This window comes from Nesterenkonia sp. Act20, assembly GCF_019173455.1.
Lineage (GTDB): Bacteria > Actinomycetota > Actinomycetes > Actinomycetales > Micrococcaceae > Nesterenkonia.
Genome location: NZ_JADPQH010000001.1, coordinates 884,245 through 899,610, shown reverse-complemented (window position 1 = coordinate 899,610; position 15,366 = coordinate 884,245). Strand labels below are relative to the sequence as shown.

Here is a 15,366-nt window from a genome sequence, read left to right as displayed (position 1 = left end):
AGACCCATGTGAGTCTGAACCCGGCCCATGCTGGCGGTTCTGTGGAGCAGTCTGCCCCGGGGTCTCGGTTCGTGCAGCCGGTCCGAGTTCTTCGCCGGAGGAGGTGCTTATGCCCGGCGGGTCAGCGCGAGTTCGATCTCATCGGCGCGAACCTCGCGGTCCACAGAGGAATCAGCAGACGCCTCTTCCGCCCATCCACCGAGCAGCGTGCAGTACTGCTCGTAGACCTCGGGGACCCAGACATCGGTGGTCGCGTCGGGCCAGGCGTCGCGCGCCAGGCTCGCCGCAACGTCGCGGTCCAGGCTCAGGTGCCTCGGGTCAGTGGCGGCACCCTGGGCGAAGTAGAGGAACTTCGTGGAGAACGCGGGGCCGAACCACGGAATGCGTCCGGCGCCGTCCTCGGTGGTCAGGATGCTGAAGGCTTCCTTGGTGGACTCGCCGTTGCGGGCGGCGTTCCACGCGGAGACGAGCAGCGTGGAGGCTTCCTCGCGGTGGGAGGCGAAGTTGTCCAGGCGGTGGTGCAGCCGCGGGGCCTTGAGTCCCAAGCCCCAAGCCAGGGAGTAGTAGAAGAGCTGGAAGGCGTTGTCGGGGGTGCGGTCGCGGTCACCGACCTCGAAGATGTCGCGGCGGGTCAGCGAGGTGCGGTCGATGTTGCCGAGGGTGCCGGTGAGTGTGGGGAGTCCGCGCTTGGAGAGCTCCGCGCGCCAGCGGGCGGCGTCCACCTCGACGCCGTGCTTCATCACCGCATTCGCGCCGGGCAGTGCGTGCAGGATGTCCTGGGGCAGTCGTGCGTCTTCATTGATCATGGACCAACCCTAGTGCGCGCGGCTGACCGCGCGCCCCACCTTGGTGGAGGGTGGGTCCGATGAACGCGACATCAGGACTCTGCGGCGGCAGCGTTGGTTTGTCTTTTGCGTGTACACATCATCGTGAAAACCATGACTACGAACAGGCCAACGACGGCGACCGGGGTCCCAACCGCAGGGCCCCAGTACGTGAGCGAGACCCAGACTGCCACAACGTGCATGAATAGCAGGACGACGGTGATGGGGAACTGGTGCTTCATAAATGCTTCTACTCCCTGCCGGGGTTCTGAGCTGCTAGATCCAGAGCGCGCGCAGTTCCGCTCAGGTCTTCTTGGACACAGTGAGAAGCACGACCGAGTCTCCGACGGCGTCCAGTGAATGGAGGCTGTCCGGGATGATCAGCAGGTCCCCGGCCGATCCATTCCAGGACACGTCGCCAGACTTGAGCGTGACACGGCCCTCGAGCACCTGCAGGGTGGCTTCCCCGGGATTCTCGTGTTCGGAGAGCTCCTCTCCAGCCCGCAGTGCGATGACCGTCTGCCGGAGCTGGTGCTCGTGACCGCCGTAGACGGTCTTGGCGCTTCGGCCGCTGGAGGCTTCCCGTGCGTTCGCAAGCTCATGCCGTGCCAAAGCAATCAGGGAGGTCTTCTGCATGGGGGTGGGTCCGATCTCTCGAGGTGGCGGTGGTGTCGTCTCTGCCACGATTCCTGCGGTGTGGCGTTTGGCACACTGTATCTACCAAACGGTCTCCCTGGCCCTTGGCATCGAGGGCCGAAACGTGCATAGAGGGAAGGTGCATCACCGAGGCCTCATCAACACGACCGCGAGAGCACTAGCCGGTGGCCGCACTCTCCGACGCCGGTGGAATCCGATCCACCGCGACCAGCGTCCGGAATCGTCCGTATGTAGGGTGAACATATGCGTAGCAACATCTGGATGTCTGCACTTTCGGCCCTCGGCATTGCGCTACTAGTGTCCTCGTGCGGGGCCCACGAGGCTCTTCAGGACACTGAAGCGGACCCAACCATGACCGATGAATCCAGAGAAGCAGCGAGCTCGGGCGGAGTGCAGTCCACCGACGCAGAAGCCACCCCAGACGAAAGTGCTTCGTCCAACCCCTCTGAGAGCGAAGCGGAGGATGCCGAGGAAGCTGAGTCATCCTCCCCCGTGCCAAACCAGCCTGATGTAGAAGGGATCTCCTTCTTCGACGAGCCGCAAGGAAGCATCATGGCACCGAACGGTGCGCAGTGGCGGTACCAGGGCAGCTACGACGTCGAGGCGCTGCTCGAAAAGTCCTCCGGAAGTGAGGCCGGCTTCCCGGCGGCAGGGGCAATCGACTGTGCCCAAGATTGGGATTCCACGAGCGCACTGTGGCTGCGAACCTACAACGACGGCAACGGTGGAGACTACTTCGATGACGAATATCAGGATGGCCCCACGGCCGGACCTACCTGTTTTGGAGACACCGGAGGCACTGTGACGGCGCCAGAGTACCGCCTCGTCAACTACGTCTGCCAGACGGCGAACACCACCGCACGAACTCTCTTCTCCGCCGCTGGGGGAGGCCCAGCCGTTTGGACACCGGAGTACACGACAGGCGACCAGCGTGAATGCTTCACCTTCGAAGGTGAAGAGGTCCGCGCATTTCAGACGGACCTCACTGAAGCCGAGTGAGGGGGCGAGTTTGCCCCACAGAGACTGCTCTCCGCAGTAAAGGGATCATGCGTGGGGTTCGTGGTCCCGCGTACGAAATCTCCCGCGCCGTCTGGCTGGAACGTCTGAAAGTGGAGACGGCGGAGCCCCGGCTCGTTGTGATGAGCCGGGGCCCCACCGCGCCACCTTGGGCGAGAGTGTCGTCCTTGCTGTGAATCGGTCAGGCCTGTTCGATCTCGGAGAACAGGGCTTTGAACGGGACGTCGGTGGCGATCAGTCGCTGGAAGAAGTCTCCGGCGACCGGTGTGGCCACGGCTGCCGAGGCTGCCTCATACGTGTCGAAGTAGATGTCCAACGTCCGGTAGGCGGGCGTGGCGGACCCGTCTTCCTTCGGCCAGACCTTCGCGGACTCCAGGCGCTGCTGATCCGGCAGCTGGTTGGCGAGCTTGAGGACGTCTTCGTATGCGGTCTCAAAGACTGTGGGATCGCTCGGGTTGTCGATGATGAAAGCGATCTTCGTGGCCATGATGGGGTTCCTTTTCTTGGTGATGGATGGTGTTGCGGGAAACTGCGCGTGGTCCGAAGGCGTCAGGCAACGGGATCGCGAAGGATGGTCCGCAGCGCGTCCTGCGGGGTCTCGCGGGTGAAGGCGTCGAGGTGAAGTTCATGGTGGGGCCCGGTTCGGTGGACGCCCAGTTCTCGCGCCAGACTCCCGAGGCGTTGAAGAGTCACGAACTCCTCGGCAAAGGGCCCGTGGTGCATGACCTGGACGACCTCCTGCTCCGGGGTGGTGTACAGCTCGATGACGTCGTCCTCCCTATCGGCACGGCTGCCCGCACGAGCGCGGGCGGCGTCCAGACCTTCTTGGACGGTGTCCTCGGGGACTGCGGCGAGGACGCGATACTGCAGAGAGGGCACCGGGTTGACGGTGTAGAAGTCCGCGATCTCCACCGGGGTGGAGCCTTCCGGATACCAGTACTGAAGCTCGATCACGGGGCTTGCCTCGCCGGTGACCTCGCGAGAGACGTCACTGAGCAGAGCCATCTTGCGGTAGAACTCGTCGGTCCCCGGGGCGCCGGTGCCCGAAATCGAGGCGTAGGTGACAGCGGGCACGCGGACGGATTCGGGGGTGTCTGAGGCGTGGAGGTGTGGGGAGGAGTCCATGGCGGTGTTCCTTTCGAAGGCGGGCCAGTGGCCCGGGTGGATGAGCGTGAAGGGCGGACGGTTCAGGCGCTGTAGCCGCCGTCGATGTCTAGGGAGGCGCCGTTGATGTAGCCGCCGTCCTCGCTGGCGATGTGGGAGACAAGGGAAGCGATCTCCGTGACTTTGCCGAAGCGTCCCACCGGGATCGTCTCGCGGAGCATGTCGCCGAATGGCCCGTCGGCGGGGTTGGCGGGGGTGTCCACCGGTCCCGGCTGCACGTTGTTGATGGTGATGCCGCGCGGCCCGAGCTCGCGGGACATGCCGCGGACCAGGCTCGCCACGGCGCCCTTGGTCATGCCGTAGATCGAGGTGATGTCATCGGGGAAGTGGGTCGCGCTGACGCTGCCGATGACGATCACCCTTCCGCCGCGCCGCATGTGCGGGGTGCTGAATCGAATGGTGTCGAGCGTGCCCCGGATGTTCACGTCGATCATCCGGTCGATCTCCTCGTCGGAGAGCTCGGCCACGAGTTTCTTGGTCCCACCTCCGGCGTTAGCGATGACGATGTCGATGCGCCCCTGGAGGGCCGCGAGTTCGGCGATGACCTCACGGACCTGAGAGCGATCGGAGCTGTTCGCCTTGACCCCCACGGCCGTGCCACCGGAGGCCGCGATCGTCTTCTCAAGCTCCTCGGCCTCGCTGGTGGCGGAAGCGTAGGTGAAGGTCACGCGCGCGCCCTCTGCGGCCAGGAGGCGGACGATGCCGGCGCCGATGCCCCGGGCTCCGCCCATCACCAGCGCGACCTTGTCGGCGTGGCGGCCCGCTGCCTGATTCTCGGTGGAGTCCTTCGTGCTGGGCTGGGCAGCGGTGCTGGGCTGGGCGGTGGTGGCGCGCGCGGTGGTGATGTGCTGTGTCATGAGTCTTCGCGGCTTTCATCTGGCGTCCGGCGTGGGGGCTGTCCGGGTGATCGTGTTGTTGAGGTTGGCGCGGATGCTCGACATCGTCTCGGCGAAGGCCTGATCGATGTCGATCTCGAGGCGTTCGGCGAGCACGAAGACCCACCACAGGGCCTGGGAGAGCTTGTGCTTCAGCTCGGCATCCGTATCCCCGTCGATCGGCCACGTCCCGTCCCTGGCGAGCAGCAGGCGGCCGATCTGTCCGACGTCGTTGGAGTAGCCGATCATCAGCTCGTTCAGAGACCACGTCGCGTCATTGAAGCGCTGCTCGAGGATCTCGTAAAGGCCTCGTACCTCAAGGGCCTGGTCGCGGGCCGGAGCGAGGTTAGCAGAGTCAGTCATGGGTCATTCCTTCAGTTCTGGGTGAGTTCGAGTTCGGTGCGGAGAAGATGGCGAGTGAGCGGCGAGCCAGGGCGAGAAGTGCGTCCTGCGACTCGCCATCCGTGGCGCGGATGGCGAACCCGGTGGTCAGCGTGATCATGAACCGCGCCAGTTCCTCGGCGTCCTCGTCTGAGGGAAGATCTCCCTCCTGGATCCCGCGGCGGAACCGATCGGCGAGTCGGGTCTGGATCACCCGGCGGTTCTCCGCGAGCTGGGAGAAGGCATCTGCTTCATCGGTGACCATCGCCTGGACGGAGAGGCATCCGGGTGGCCGGCCCGGCGTCGTCACCGCCTTCGCGTTGCCCGTCAGGAACGCCTCGGCCACTTCGCGTGAGGTGGGCTTCTCCAGCGCGTCTTCGACGTATCCCATGTTGAGGGCGATGTAGCGATCCAGTGCTGCACGGAACAGCTGAGCCTTATCGCCGAATGCCCGATACAGGGCGGGCCGGCTGATGTTCATCGCCTGGGTGAGCTCCGCCATCCCTGCCGCCTCATATCCGTGCCGCCAGAACGTCACGACGGCGGCGTCCAGGGCTGCGTCCGGCTCAAAGGCGAGCGGCCTTCCTCCTGGTGTCATCTGCATCTCCTCAGGTTTCGTATCGATCGGTACGTAACTAGGATTGCACAGGTTTTGTCATACCGCTATGTTTCGTCCGACACATTCTGGGAACCTTTGGGTTGGTGCTGACTCGCGGTCATGTCGGGCCTCGGGATTATGCTGGTTCTGTCCGGCAACCCTGGCGATGAGGAGTCTTGTGGAGCGGTCTTTGCAGCAGCTCGACACCGAGGTCACGCGCCGGGCGGCAGACCAGCCATTCGCACTGTCTTGGGAGATTCGGCCCGTTGGCACCGGCGAAGTGATCGGCTGCGACTCGACCCGCGCCGTCGCCTCCTTCAGCACTCGCAAGGTCAGCGTCCTCCTGGCCTGCCTCGCCCTGGTGGAGGCCGGCGAGCTCCGCCTCGAGGACCACTCGGTCATCACCGAGGAGATGAAAGACGGCGTCCAGGCCGGGATCATGCGCAACCTCTCCGCCGGAATCTCGCTGAGCCTGCGCGACTCCCTGGTGCAGATGATGAGTACTTCGGACAACATCTGCACCCAGCTGGTCTTCGCCGCGATCGGCTCGGTCCGCCCCGACCCGTTGCAATGGGTCAACGACTACTGCGCGTGGATGGGCCTGCACGCCACCCTGCACCGCGAGATCTTCCCCCGGACCGGCGAGCTGACCTGGAGCCACTCCCTGGACACCCTCACCACGACGACGGCGCGGGATCAGTCCCGGTTGCTGGAGAAGCTGGGCCGGGGGTGCGTAGACGAAGCCGCCGCCGCTGACCTGATGCTCTCGCGAGGACTCTGTGAGTTCGCGCGAGACGCGATGCTCGGACTCTTCACCCCTGCGCTGGGGGTGTCCTGCACGGAGATCCGCTTCGCCGAGAAGAACGGACGCGGGCTGCGCAGCCTGTCCCAGGTGGGGCTCGCGCTCTCCTCCTCTGGCGAGCCGTTGGCCGCGGTCGCCGCGTACGCGGAGAACATCCCGATCGAGCTTCCCTCCGGGGTGCCCGGGCGGGTGGCGGCCTTCGATCTGTTCGCCGAGCTGGGATTGGCAGTTCAGGAGTGGTCCCGTGGTCGCTGAAGTGAAGAGTCTTTCCCGGAAGAAGTGCGCCACGGCGTACCCGGAGCTGCGGTTCGCGGTCGGTGCAGGAGCATCTGCCGGAACCCTTGCCCAGTCCCATGCCGACCAGCCACACGAGCTCGCGGGCATCGGGAAGTTGATCCTGGGTCTGACCTTCGCGCATCTCGGCGAGGGTGAAGAGGGGCTCATGGAGCACCAGGTCACCGTGACGTCTGAGCATCGCCAGGGCGCCCGCACCGGGACGCTGCGGCAGATGTCCGGGGACCTGGAACTCAGCGTGAACGACGCGTTGAACCTGGTCTTCTCCACCGGCGACGGCGCCTGCGTGCTGGCCCTGCTGGAGCTCGCCACGTCCGCGGGGGTGGATCTGCTCGCCGAGGCGCAGCCGGTGTTGGCGACGCTCGGGTTGGACGCCATCACGCTGACCGGTCTTGAGCAGGAGCAATCCTGGGGCGAGGGACTCCTCGGTCAGACCACCGCGTCCTCGACCCTCCAGCTTCTGCACGCGCTGGGGACGCCGGATTCCGCGGAGGATCTGGTCGATCTAGGAGTGTCCTCGGCAATCCGGACCCGGATCCACGGCTGGATGAGCAAGGTCTTCGAACCCGCGGGTCTCGCCTCCGCGCTGCCCGGCTTCGGACCCCAGCGGGTCCCGCATCAGACCCTCTCTGGTCTGGAGCTCACGGCTTATGGCGCCGAACACGGCTTCAGTTCGGTCCTCACCCTGCCCAACCAGGCAGGGGAGTGGGTGCACGTGGCGGCCCACCTGCCGCCGTCGTCGGCTGGGGTCCGATCCCCGCGCGAAATCTCCGCAGTCCTGGGGACGCTCGGCCTGGCGGCCTACCGCCTCACTGGTGACTGACTCGCCAGGATCCAGGCGACAGACCCAGCGCATGTCAGCGACCGCCTGCTATCTTGAGCCCATGGAGATCGAAGTCACGAGCGTCTGACCCTCTGAGGTTGGGCGCCCTCCGAGGCCGCGCATTGACGCGCCCGGAGCGGATGGCACCCGTTCATTGCGCCCGGCTGCCGGGCATGCACCGAAGGACTTCACTCCATGTCAGCACTATCAGCCATCACATTTCAGGACCTCTCCTTCGAGTGGCCTGACGGCACCCCGGTCCTCGACCAGCTCAGTGGAACCATGACCACGGGCAGGACAGGGCTGGTCGGACGCAACGGTGCCGGAAAATCCACGCTGTTCCGTCTGATCGCGGGAGAGCTGACGCCCACCTCGGGACACATCAGCACCATCGGCGAGGTCGGCTATCTCCCCCAGACCCTCACCCTCGGGGCGGGAGCCACCGTCGCCGGGCTGCTCGGGATCGAATCGACCCTCACGGCGCTGCGCGCGATCGAAGCCGGTGACGCTGATGTCCGGCACTTCGAAGCGGTCGGGGATGACTGGGACATCGAGTCTCGAGCCGACGCGGCACTGGACGAGATCGGATTCAGCGCAGCTGATCTGGCAAGACCCGTGCAGGAGGTGTCCGGCGGCGAGGCGATGCTCCTTGCCATCACCGGACTTCGGCTGCGTCGCACGCCCATCACTCTGCTGGACGAACCCACGAACAACCTCGATCGCCCCACCCGTGCCAAGCTCACCGAGTTCGTGGAGGACTGGCCGGGGACGCTGGTCGTCGTCAGCCATGATCTGGAACTGCTGGAGCATATGGACTCCACTGCGGAGCTCCACGCCGGGGAACTTGAGGTCTATGGGGGACCCTACAGCGAGTTCAGCGAACATCTCGCGCAGCAGCAGGCCGCGGCCGTCCAGACCGCGCGGACGGCGCAGCAGGCACTGAAGGCCGAGAAGAAGCTGCGCCTCGAGGCCGAGACCAAGATGGCTCGCCGCCAGCGGGCCGGACGGCGAACTCAGGCCAGCGGAGGCATTCCAAAGATTCTGGTCAACTACCGCGTGAACCGAGCCCAGGGCGCTGCGGGCTCGATGCGCTCCACGCATGAGGGCAAGGTCCACGCCGCCCAGGCCGCAGTGGACGCCTCGGACGCGAAGGTCCGGGAGGAGGAGCATATCCACCTCACACTGCCCGATCCCGGTGTGCCGCGCAGCCGTCGGCTCGCCGAGCTCGGCGACGGGGCCCGGACCTTCGTGCTGCAGGGCCCCGAGCGGGTAGCGCTGATCGGCCCCAACGGTTCGGGCAAGACCACCCTGCTGGAACGGCTCATCCGGGGCGGCGCACCCGACTCTGCCAGCGAGCTCACCGGAGAGCTGCGGACCGAGCGGGTGGGGTACCTGCCGCAACGGTTGGATGACCTGGACGACTCCCGGTCCGCGCTGGCCAATGTGCAGGACGCGGCTCCCGATGTGACGGCGGGGGAGATCCGTAATCAGCTGGCACGGCTGCTGCTGCGCGGGTCGACGGTGGATCGGCCCGTCTCCAGCCTGTCCGGGGGAGAGCGCTTCCGGGTCAGTCTCGCGCGACTGCTGCTTGCGGACCCTCCTGCGCAGCTGGTGATCCTGGATGAGCCGACGAACAACCTCGACATCACCAGCGTGGAACAGCTCGCCGAGGCCCTGGATGCATATCGGGGAGCCCTGCTGATCGTGAGCCACGATCTCGGATTCCTGGCTCGACTGAGGATCGACACGGTGCTCGAGCTCGACGAGCAGGGGAGGTTGAAGGAGCCGCGGGATTTACTTGCCGTCATGGAAAGCAAGGCATAAGCTTTCCGATATGGAAAACAACTTTGGGCGGTCGACGCCGAGCGACGCCGCAGATGCACTCGGGATGCTGTCAGTGGACCGGGAACGCCTGGCCGCGAGGGTCCGTGTCCCGCGGATCCTGGTGGCAGCCTTGGGGGCAATGGCCGCGTGGTGGGTGTCCAGCGCGGCCTTCACGTCTCCAGGTGAGAACTACGAGCCGCCTACCTCCAGCTGGATGGCATTGGTGGGCGCGCTGGTCATCCTGTACCTGATCCGGCGAGAGACCGGTGTGCGGTTCAAGGCGATGGGGGCGCGCGCGGGTTGGGCGGTGGCGGGAATTCTCGTCCTCTGCCTGTCGCTCTTCAGCATCTCACTCGGCCTCGTCTCCTTCGGTCTGCACTGGGTAGTGGCGCTGACCAGTCTGCTCGCATTTGCGGCGACGACCTGGCTTGCCGGCGTCGCCTTTCGGTCAGCGGTGGAGCGGCTGCGCAGTGCCTGAGGCGAGGTTCGACGAGACCATCCACGCGCCGGTGCGCCTGCGGATCTGCGGACTCCTGCACCCGGTGGACCAGCTCGACTTCGCGGTGCTGCGCGACACTCTGGAGGTCTCGGACGCCACGCTGTCCAAGCACCTGAGGACCCTGGTAACAGCCGGGTACGTCGCTTCGAAAAAGTCGGCGTCCGAGGGCAGGGGTGACGCACGCAAGATCACTTGGTTGTCCCTGACGCGTGCGGGGCGCTCGGCGTTCGGCGCTCATGTGCGGGCGCTGCAGGAGATTGCCGGGTCCTCGGCTGGGGTATCGGGCTCTTAGCAATCAACTCGGTGTTGACTCGAACCCCAAGCGAAGGCGCTCCCTGGCCGCGGAGGAAGTGCTATACCCTCAGCTCCATTCACCGTCTACGCGCCTTCGGACATTCAGAGGATTGCTTTCCCGCAGCGACTCCGGCAACTCGTGGTCGTCAAAGTCCTGATAAGAGACTGGGCGCACGAAGCGTTCGATGGCGCTGGTTCCCACGGAGGTTGACCCGGACGCAGTCGTTGCCGGATATGGGCCACCGTGTGTCTGTGCGTACGAAACGGTGACACCTGTAGGCCACCCATTGCGCAGCAGTCGCCCACACCGAGATCCGAGAGCCTGGACGAGCGACCGAATGTCCTCGTTCTCCTCGGAATGGATAGTCCCTGTCAGTTGTCCGGGAAGCGCATGAATCAAACCCACGAGCTCGTCATGATCGTCGTAGTCGATAACGACGGCTGCGGGGCCGAACATCTCCGTCTCCAACACGGCAGAGGTCTTCGCAGCGTTCTTGCCCGACGTCGCGAACACTGCAGGGGCAGGCGGGTCATTATCATTTCCCGGAGCCACCGTTTCAACCCCGGTGAGCCGCGCAACGTCTCCGCGCGATGCGAGGAAACCGCTATGGATCCTTTCATTGAGCATCTTGTCCGAGAGGTTCGACGAATCGAGCCGCGCACCGAGTGCCTGCTTGATCTCCTCGACCACGGATGAATGGACGAACAGCAGGCCTGGCTTCGTGCAAAACTGACCGACTCCCAGTGTCAGTGAACTGATGAACCCGTCTGCAATCACGTCGGGCCGATTCTTCCACGCGGCCTCCGTGATGATGGCCGGATTGATAGACCCAAGTTCTCCAAAGAACGGGATGGGCTCGGGACGAGAAACTGCCCTGTCGAAAAGTGCGCGCCCTCCGTGTACTGAACCTGTGAATCCGACAGCCTTGACGAGTGGATGTTCAACCAATCCGATACCCGCTTCCCGGCCTGTCACGACAGAAAGGAGATTCGGTGGTGCGCCTGCGATGGCAAGGGCACTTCCTACGACCTCAGCCGTCAGGACTCCGAGCCTCTCGTGGCCGCCATGGATCTTGTGCACCACAGAACATCCAGCTGCTAGGGCCGACGCAGTGTCACCACCGGCGACCGAGAATGCGAAGGGAAAGTTCGACGCTCCGAACACCGCAACAACACCCACCGGCACGTTCACGCGGCGAATGTCCGGCCTTGGGCCCATTCCCCAATTGGGGTCTTGGTGATCGATAGTTGCGCCGAGAAAGGTTCCCTCTCGAACTTCTTCGCCCAGTAGGCGAAGCTGGAATACCGTCCTGGTCAGCTCGCCGTGAAGTCTCTTCTCCGGCAGATGAGTCTCGCGACGTGCGACGTCAACGAGGTCGTTGCGATGCTGTTCGAGCGCGTCTCCGACGACGTCGAGCCACCCGGCTCGCACTGCGAGTCTTGCGTCCCGTGCCGTCAGAAATGCTTCGTGCGAGTTTTGAACCGTGGAGTCAACTGACATGGCTCTCCTTGAATAAATTGTGTGAGGCGATTGGCCGCGACTGGGCTCGTAGGAGCGAATTCGCTTCGCGGCACAACTACGTTGAACTGAACAGTTTCCTGTCCAGTTAGAAAAGCAGCTCTGGGAGGAAGGTGACCACAGGTGCAGCCAGTACGGTGATGAGTAGAGCAAGCACGAGTCCCAGGAGGAAAGGGAATACTTCCCTGACCAACTCGCCGAATGGGACCTGACCAAGTTTCATCAACACGAATAAGAGCGCACCAACAGGCGGTGTGATCAAACCAATCATCAGGTTCACAACAGTGATCACTCCGAAGTGAACCGGGTCTATTCCGAGTTCGATCGCCACTGGCATCAAAATAGGCAGGAAGATAAGGATTGCGGGAATAGCATCGAGGACGGTTCCAACTATGAGGAAGAACAGCATCGCAAGCAATAGAAAGCCAAGGGCACCCACTTCCAGGGTCCCCACGAACTCCGCAACTTGGTCGCCTACTCGCTGCACGGCGATGATGTAGGTGAAACCACCTACAGCGGCGAAAAGCATCATGATCGTCGAGGAGAAAACGGACGTCTCTGCAAATACTTGAGGCAGAGAACTAAGTTTTATAGACCTGTAAATTAAACCTAGTGAAAGCGCATAAAATGCGGCAATTATAGCAACTTCAGTGATTGTAACAAATCCGCCGAGTATTCCAATGATAATGAAGACTGGTGCGCCAAGGGCTGGCAATGCCCTGAACACAAGCCGGGGAAGCGAAATGTCAGGGCGATCCCGGACTTCCACTCTCCCGGGTAGGCGACCTCGGTGAGCCTGAATCGCAATCACGCCGAACAGCGCCGCAGCCATGAGAATCCCTGGCCCAATTCCTCCGATAAACAGCTGGCCTAGCGAGACCGAAGTCACCAACGATACGAAGACCAAGGGAATGCTAGGCGGGATGACGGGTCCAAGAACCGCAGCGCTGGCATTGATTGCTGAGGAGAAGGCCGGCCGGTACCCGGCTCGCTTCATCGAGGGAAGCATCGCAGCGGAGACCATCGAGGCCGATGCCGGCGCTGACCCACTGATACTGGCGGCGAAGGCATTCACGCCGACACTTACGTGAGCCAATCCACCGGGCAATCTACCGAAGAAGAACATGAGCAGATCCACTATGCGCTGAGTCAATCCCGCACGTGACATCAGCTCTCCCATCAGGATGAAGAACGGGATGGCAATCACTTGGGAGGCACCTACACCCGAGGCCATCTGGTTCGGCAAGACCGTTGCTGAGCCCAACCCCGTAACCCCTAGAGTGACGAGTGCCGACGCGAGCATCGCGATGAAGATCGGAGTGCCGAGGAGCATCAATCCGAAGAGGACGCCGAAGAGAAGGATGAGTTCCATGACGGTTAGCTACTTTGCGTGGAATGCGTCGAGGCTGGGGTCTGAGAGCGCGGTCCGCGCGTTGCAAAGTCCTCAAGAAACGTCGAGATTCGCCGCACTGCTGCGTCCGCGATCTCCGTTCCGGCTTCGAGTGAGGCTTGAGTTGCGTCACCGAAAACACCATTCCGTGTGCGTGACGCGAAGCTTTGTGCTGTTGCAACGGCGTGAGGGGCGTAGGTGTCTTCGAAGGCGCCGTAATCCTCGATGAGGTCTGCGGGTTGCAAGGAATGGCCAACCAACTCGATATCAAGTGCCATAGCGAGGCTCGTCTCAATCTCGCAACCGTGCCCCCACCGTGCAGTCCTTCGGTGTTTGGCGATCGCGTCAGATGCTTGGTTCATCCAGAACGCTGAGGCGGCCTCGATACCATGGTCATACGTGAGCTCGGAGAGCACGACCCCCAGAATGTTCTCATTCCCGCGGTGGCCGTTGATGAAGAGGATTTTCTCAATCCCGTGTCGTTTAAGGCTCATCGCCACGTCCTTCACGACTGACATGAAGGTAGTTGCTGAGATGTGCAGCGTTCCAGGGAAACCCTGGTGATGGCCTGACAGTCCAAATGGCAGCGGAGGGACGATCACGCTCAGCGGGTGGGTTCTTTCTGCTATTCGTGAAGCGAGTTCTTCCGCAATTCGCCAATCCACCCCTGTCACGAGATTCGGACCATGCTGTTCCGTGGCTCCGACGGGTATCAATGCAACCGATGCCTGCGAAAGCGCATCCGCTGCCTCGATTGTGGTCATCTTGTCGAGTCTCCAATTAGGCAAGAGATTCTCCTCTGGTTGTGGGCTCAACGGGCTGAACCTGTTCGAGAACAGTCGGTGTTCTTGGTCGAGTTACGAGTCCGAAGAACACTATGAGCGCCCCGAAGACAGGAATCGCGAGGTACGTCCATCCGGTGGGCACCCCGAGTTGGACATACGGAAGGTCCATCCTGGTCTCCGCAACACTTAAGCCTGCGACTATGAGGATGAAACCCAGGAGCAGCTCGATTGTTCGGACCAGGTACGCTGTAGGTCGCGCGAGTGCGTCCGGGACGCGCTCAACCAGGAAACTGGTGGCAATGTGTTCATTTCGTCCGTAGGCAGCGGCCGCGCCGAGCATGACCATCCATGAGAATAGAATCGTGTTGAGATCCCCGACCCAAGTCCAACCCCCAGTGAACTGGCGCATCACAATCTGGGCGAGATTGGTGACGAACAATGCGGCGAAAAACGCGCCGGCAACCCAGGCTGCGGCGAGCACGAGCACTACCCGCGCCTGCCGCAGCCCGCGAAAAAGACTAATCAACATTAACGATTCTCTTCTGCGAGTTCGCGAGTTTCTTCCAGCAGTCCTTCGGACCACATCTCCCCGTCGAACTGCTCGAATGTACCGTCGAGAGCGTCCACGAATGAATCGCGGTCGAAATCTACAACTTCCATCTCATCCTCGATGGTCGCCATCGCGTCATCCATTTGGGTAGCCACTTCCTGGGTGACGAGCTCTCCGGCATTCTCAGCGGCCGCCTGGACAGCCTCCTGCTGGTCCGCGCACAGTGAGCCCCAAGTTGCGTCGCTGAACTGCCACGCCTGTACGTCGCGGATGTAGTCGACCGGCATGTAGTGGGACTGAACCTCAGTCAAACTCTGATTGACCATGGTGATGGCTCCGTTCTCCTGTGCGTCCACCACGTTCTGACGGAGTGACAGGTAGAGGTCGGAGAACGGAATGACCTGTGGGTTTGCGCCTAGTGCGGTCGCGAACTCCTGGGGTAGTGGTGCTTCAGCGATCCGAAGAGCCAAGCCCTCCATATCGTCCGCAGTCTCGATTGCACGGTTCGCGCTCAGCGCCCTAGGCTCCGCGTCACCATTTGTTGCGACGACCCTTACGCCTGTTGCATCTGCAGCCTCGTCCATAAGCTCCTGGTAGCGGTCACTGTCCAGCACCGCCTTGAGCTGGTCATAGGATTCCCACATAAATGGAACCGTCAACACGGTGAAGTCCTCTGCTCCCTCCAGTGATGGGTAGAGGCTGATCCCGTTGTAGAAGATGTCCACATCCTCACCTGCAGCCATGGAGGCATAAACATCATTGGCATCGCCCAATTGGCTGTTCGGATAGACCTCTACCGTCAGGGAACCTTCAGTAGCCTCTTCGAGTTCCTCCGCGAAAGCGTTTGCGCCAAGTGTCGTGGGGTCTTCGTCCGCACGGATTGTCGCCAATCGCAGTGACTGTGTCGTGCATTCGTCTCCATTTGCTTCCGCACCTTCTGACTCATCTCCGGTGAAGAATCCACATCCACTCAGCGCGAGGGCACCAGTCGTCAGGCAGGCCGCCACGGAAAGGTTCTTGTGCTTCTTGTGCTGGTTGCTGTTGTACATGTTCTGTCCTTCCAAAGGGTG

General features: G+C 62.8%; 18 protein-coding genes. 6 read left to right on the top strand and 12 right to left on the bottom strand.

All coding sequences use genetic code 11. The features are described from left to right. Window positions 1-107: 107 nt before the first annotated feature. Window positions 108-806 carry a hypothetical protein gene (locus IY716_RS04180; protein WP_218220331.1) on the bottom strand — a complete coding sequence of 233 codons (699 nt, stop codon included), beginning with the start codon at window positions 804-806 and terminating at the stop codon, window positions 108-110. Window positions 807-1,127: 321 nt separating this feature from the next. Beyond that, on the bottom strand, window positions 1,128-1,460 hold the full coding sequence (locus tag IY716_RS04175) for a cupin domain-containing protein (protein WP_218221396.1): 333 nt from the start codon (window positions 1,458-1,460) through the stop codon (window positions 1,128-1,130). Between the two features lie 372 nt (window positions 1,461-1,832). On the opposite strand from IY716_RS04175, the gene IY716_RS04170 reads away from it, so the two are divergent. Continuing rightward, a complete protein-coding gene (locus IY716_RS04170; RefSeq protein WP_218220330.1) occupies window positions 1,833-2,480 on the top strand; it encodes a hypothetical protein in 648 nt (215 codons plus the stop codon). 199 nt (window positions 2,481-2,679) lie between these two features. Here IY716_RS04170 and IY716_RS04165 read toward each other — a convergent pair whose 3' ends face one another. From IY716_RS04165 to IY716_RS04145, 5 genes are all read right to left on the bottom strand, one after another. Continuing rightward, entirely contained in the window at window positions 2,680-2,985 is a 306-nt protein-coding gene (locus tag IY716_RS04165) for an EthD family reductase (RefSeq protein WP_218220329.1), read from the bottom strand. Window positions 2,986-3,047: 62 nt separating this feature from the next. Further along, window positions 3,048-3,623 carry a GyrI-like domain-containing protein gene (locus IY716_RS04160; RefSeq protein WP_218220328.1) on the bottom strand — a complete coding sequence of 192 codons (576 nt, stop codon included), beginning with the start codon at window positions 3,621-3,623 and terminating at the stop codon, window positions 3,048-3,050. Window positions 3,624-3,685: 62 nt separating this feature from the next. Next, on the bottom strand, window positions 3,686-4,519 hold the full coding sequence (locus IY716_RS04155) for an SDR family NAD(P)-dependent oxidoreductase (RefSeq protein WP_218220327.1): 834 nt from the start codon (window positions 4,517-4,519) through the stop codon (window positions 3,686-3,688). Between the two features lie 15 nt (window positions 4,520-4,534). After that, window positions 4,535-4,900 carry a hypothetical protein gene (locus tag IY716_RS04150; RefSeq protein WP_218220326.1) on the bottom strand — a complete coding sequence of 122 codons (366 nt, stop codon included), beginning with the start codon at window positions 4,898-4,900 and terminating at the stop codon, window positions 4,535-4,537. Further along, window positions 4,893-5,516: a TetR/AcrR family transcriptional regulator gene (locus IY716_RS04145; protein ID WP_218220325.1), complete on the bottom strand. Its 624-nt coding sequence runs from the start codon at window positions 5,514-5,516 to the stop codon at window positions 4,893-4,895. The genes IY716_RS04150 and IY716_RS04145 overlap by 8 nt, the downstream gene beginning before the upstream one ends. Window positions 5,517-5,694: 178 nt before the next feature. On the opposite strand from IY716_RS04145, the gene IY716_RS04140 reads away from it, so the two are divergent. From IY716_RS04140 to IY716_RS04120, 5 genes are all read left to right on the top strand, one after another. Continuing rightward, window positions 5,695-6,573 (top strand): serine hydrolase, encoded by an 879-nt coding sequence (locus IY716_RS04140; protein ID WP_218220324.1) that lies wholly within the window; start codon window positions 5,695-5,697, stop codon window positions 6,571-6,573. Continuing rightward, entirely contained in the window at window positions 6,563-7,435 is an 873-nt protein-coding gene (locus IY716_RS04135; protein WP_218220323.1) for a serine hydrolase, read from the top strand. The genes IY716_RS04140 and IY716_RS04135 overlap by 11 nt, the downstream gene beginning before the upstream one ends. Before the next feature lie 195 nt (window positions 7,436-7,630). Continuing rightward, the gene (locus IY716_RS04130; RefSeq protein WP_218220322.1) at window positions 7,631-9,259 is read left to right on the top strand and encodes an ABC-F family ATP-binding cassette domain-containing protein; all 1,629 of its coding nucleotides are present in this window, start codon (window positions 7,631-7,633) and stop codon (window positions 9,257-9,259) included. Between the two features lie 10 nt (window positions 9,260-9,269). Beyond that, window positions 9,270-9,737 carry a hypothetical protein gene (locus IY716_RS04125; RefSeq protein ID WP_218220321.1) on the top strand — a complete coding sequence of 156 codons (468 nt, stop codon included), beginning with the start codon at window positions 9,270-9,272 and terminating at the stop codon, window positions 9,735-9,737. Then, a complete protein-coding gene (locus IY716_RS04120; protein WP_218220320.1) occupies window positions 9,730-10,050 on the top strand; it encodes a transcriptional regulator in 321 nt (106 codons plus the stop codon). The genes IY716_RS04125 and IY716_RS04120 overlap by 8 nt, the downstream gene beginning before the upstream one ends. Window positions 10,051-10,119: 69 nt before the next feature. Here the strand turns inward: IY716_RS04120 and IY716_RS04115 are convergent, their stop codons facing one another. From IY716_RS04115 to IY716_RS04095, 5 genes are read right to left on the bottom strand one after another with little or no spacing between them, the layout of a single operon-like run. Then, the gene (locus IY716_RS04115) at window positions 10,120-11,724 is read right to left on the bottom strand and encodes an aldehyde dehydrogenase (NADP(+)) (RefSeq protein ID WP_255316420.1); all 1,605 of its coding nucleotides are present in this window, start codon (window positions 11,722-11,724) and stop codon (window positions 10,120-10,122) included. Next, on the bottom strand, window positions 11,660-12,943 hold the full coding sequence (locus tag IY716_RS04110; protein ID WP_218220319.1) for a TRAP transporter large permease: 1,284 nt from the start codon (window positions 12,941-12,943) through the stop codon (window positions 11,660-11,662). Before IY716_RS04110 ends, IY716_RS04115 begins: the two co-directional genes overlap by 65 nt. Before the next feature lie 5 nt (window positions 12,944-12,948). Further along, window positions 12,949-13,725 carry a creatininase family protein gene (locus tag IY716_RS04105; RefSeq protein WP_218220318.1) on the bottom strand — a complete coding sequence of 259 codons (777 nt, stop codon included), beginning with the start codon at window positions 13,723-13,725 and terminating at the stop codon, window positions 12,949-12,951. 16 nt (window positions 13,726-13,741) lie between these two features. Beyond that, window positions 13,742-14,233, bottom strand: coding sequence for a TRAP transporter small permease (locus IY716_RS04100; protein ID WP_218220317.1), 492 nt, complete (start codon window positions 14,231-14,233; stop codon window positions 13,742-13,744). Window positions 14,234-14,274: 41 nt separating this feature from the next. Further along, window positions 14,275-15,345 carry a TRAP transporter substrate-binding protein gene (locus IY716_RS04095; RefSeq protein WP_218220316.1) on the bottom strand — a complete coding sequence of 357 codons (1,071 nt, stop codon included), beginning with the start codon at window positions 15,343-15,345 and terminating at the stop codon, window positions 14,275-14,277. Window positions 15,346-15,366 lie beyond the last annotated feature (21 nt).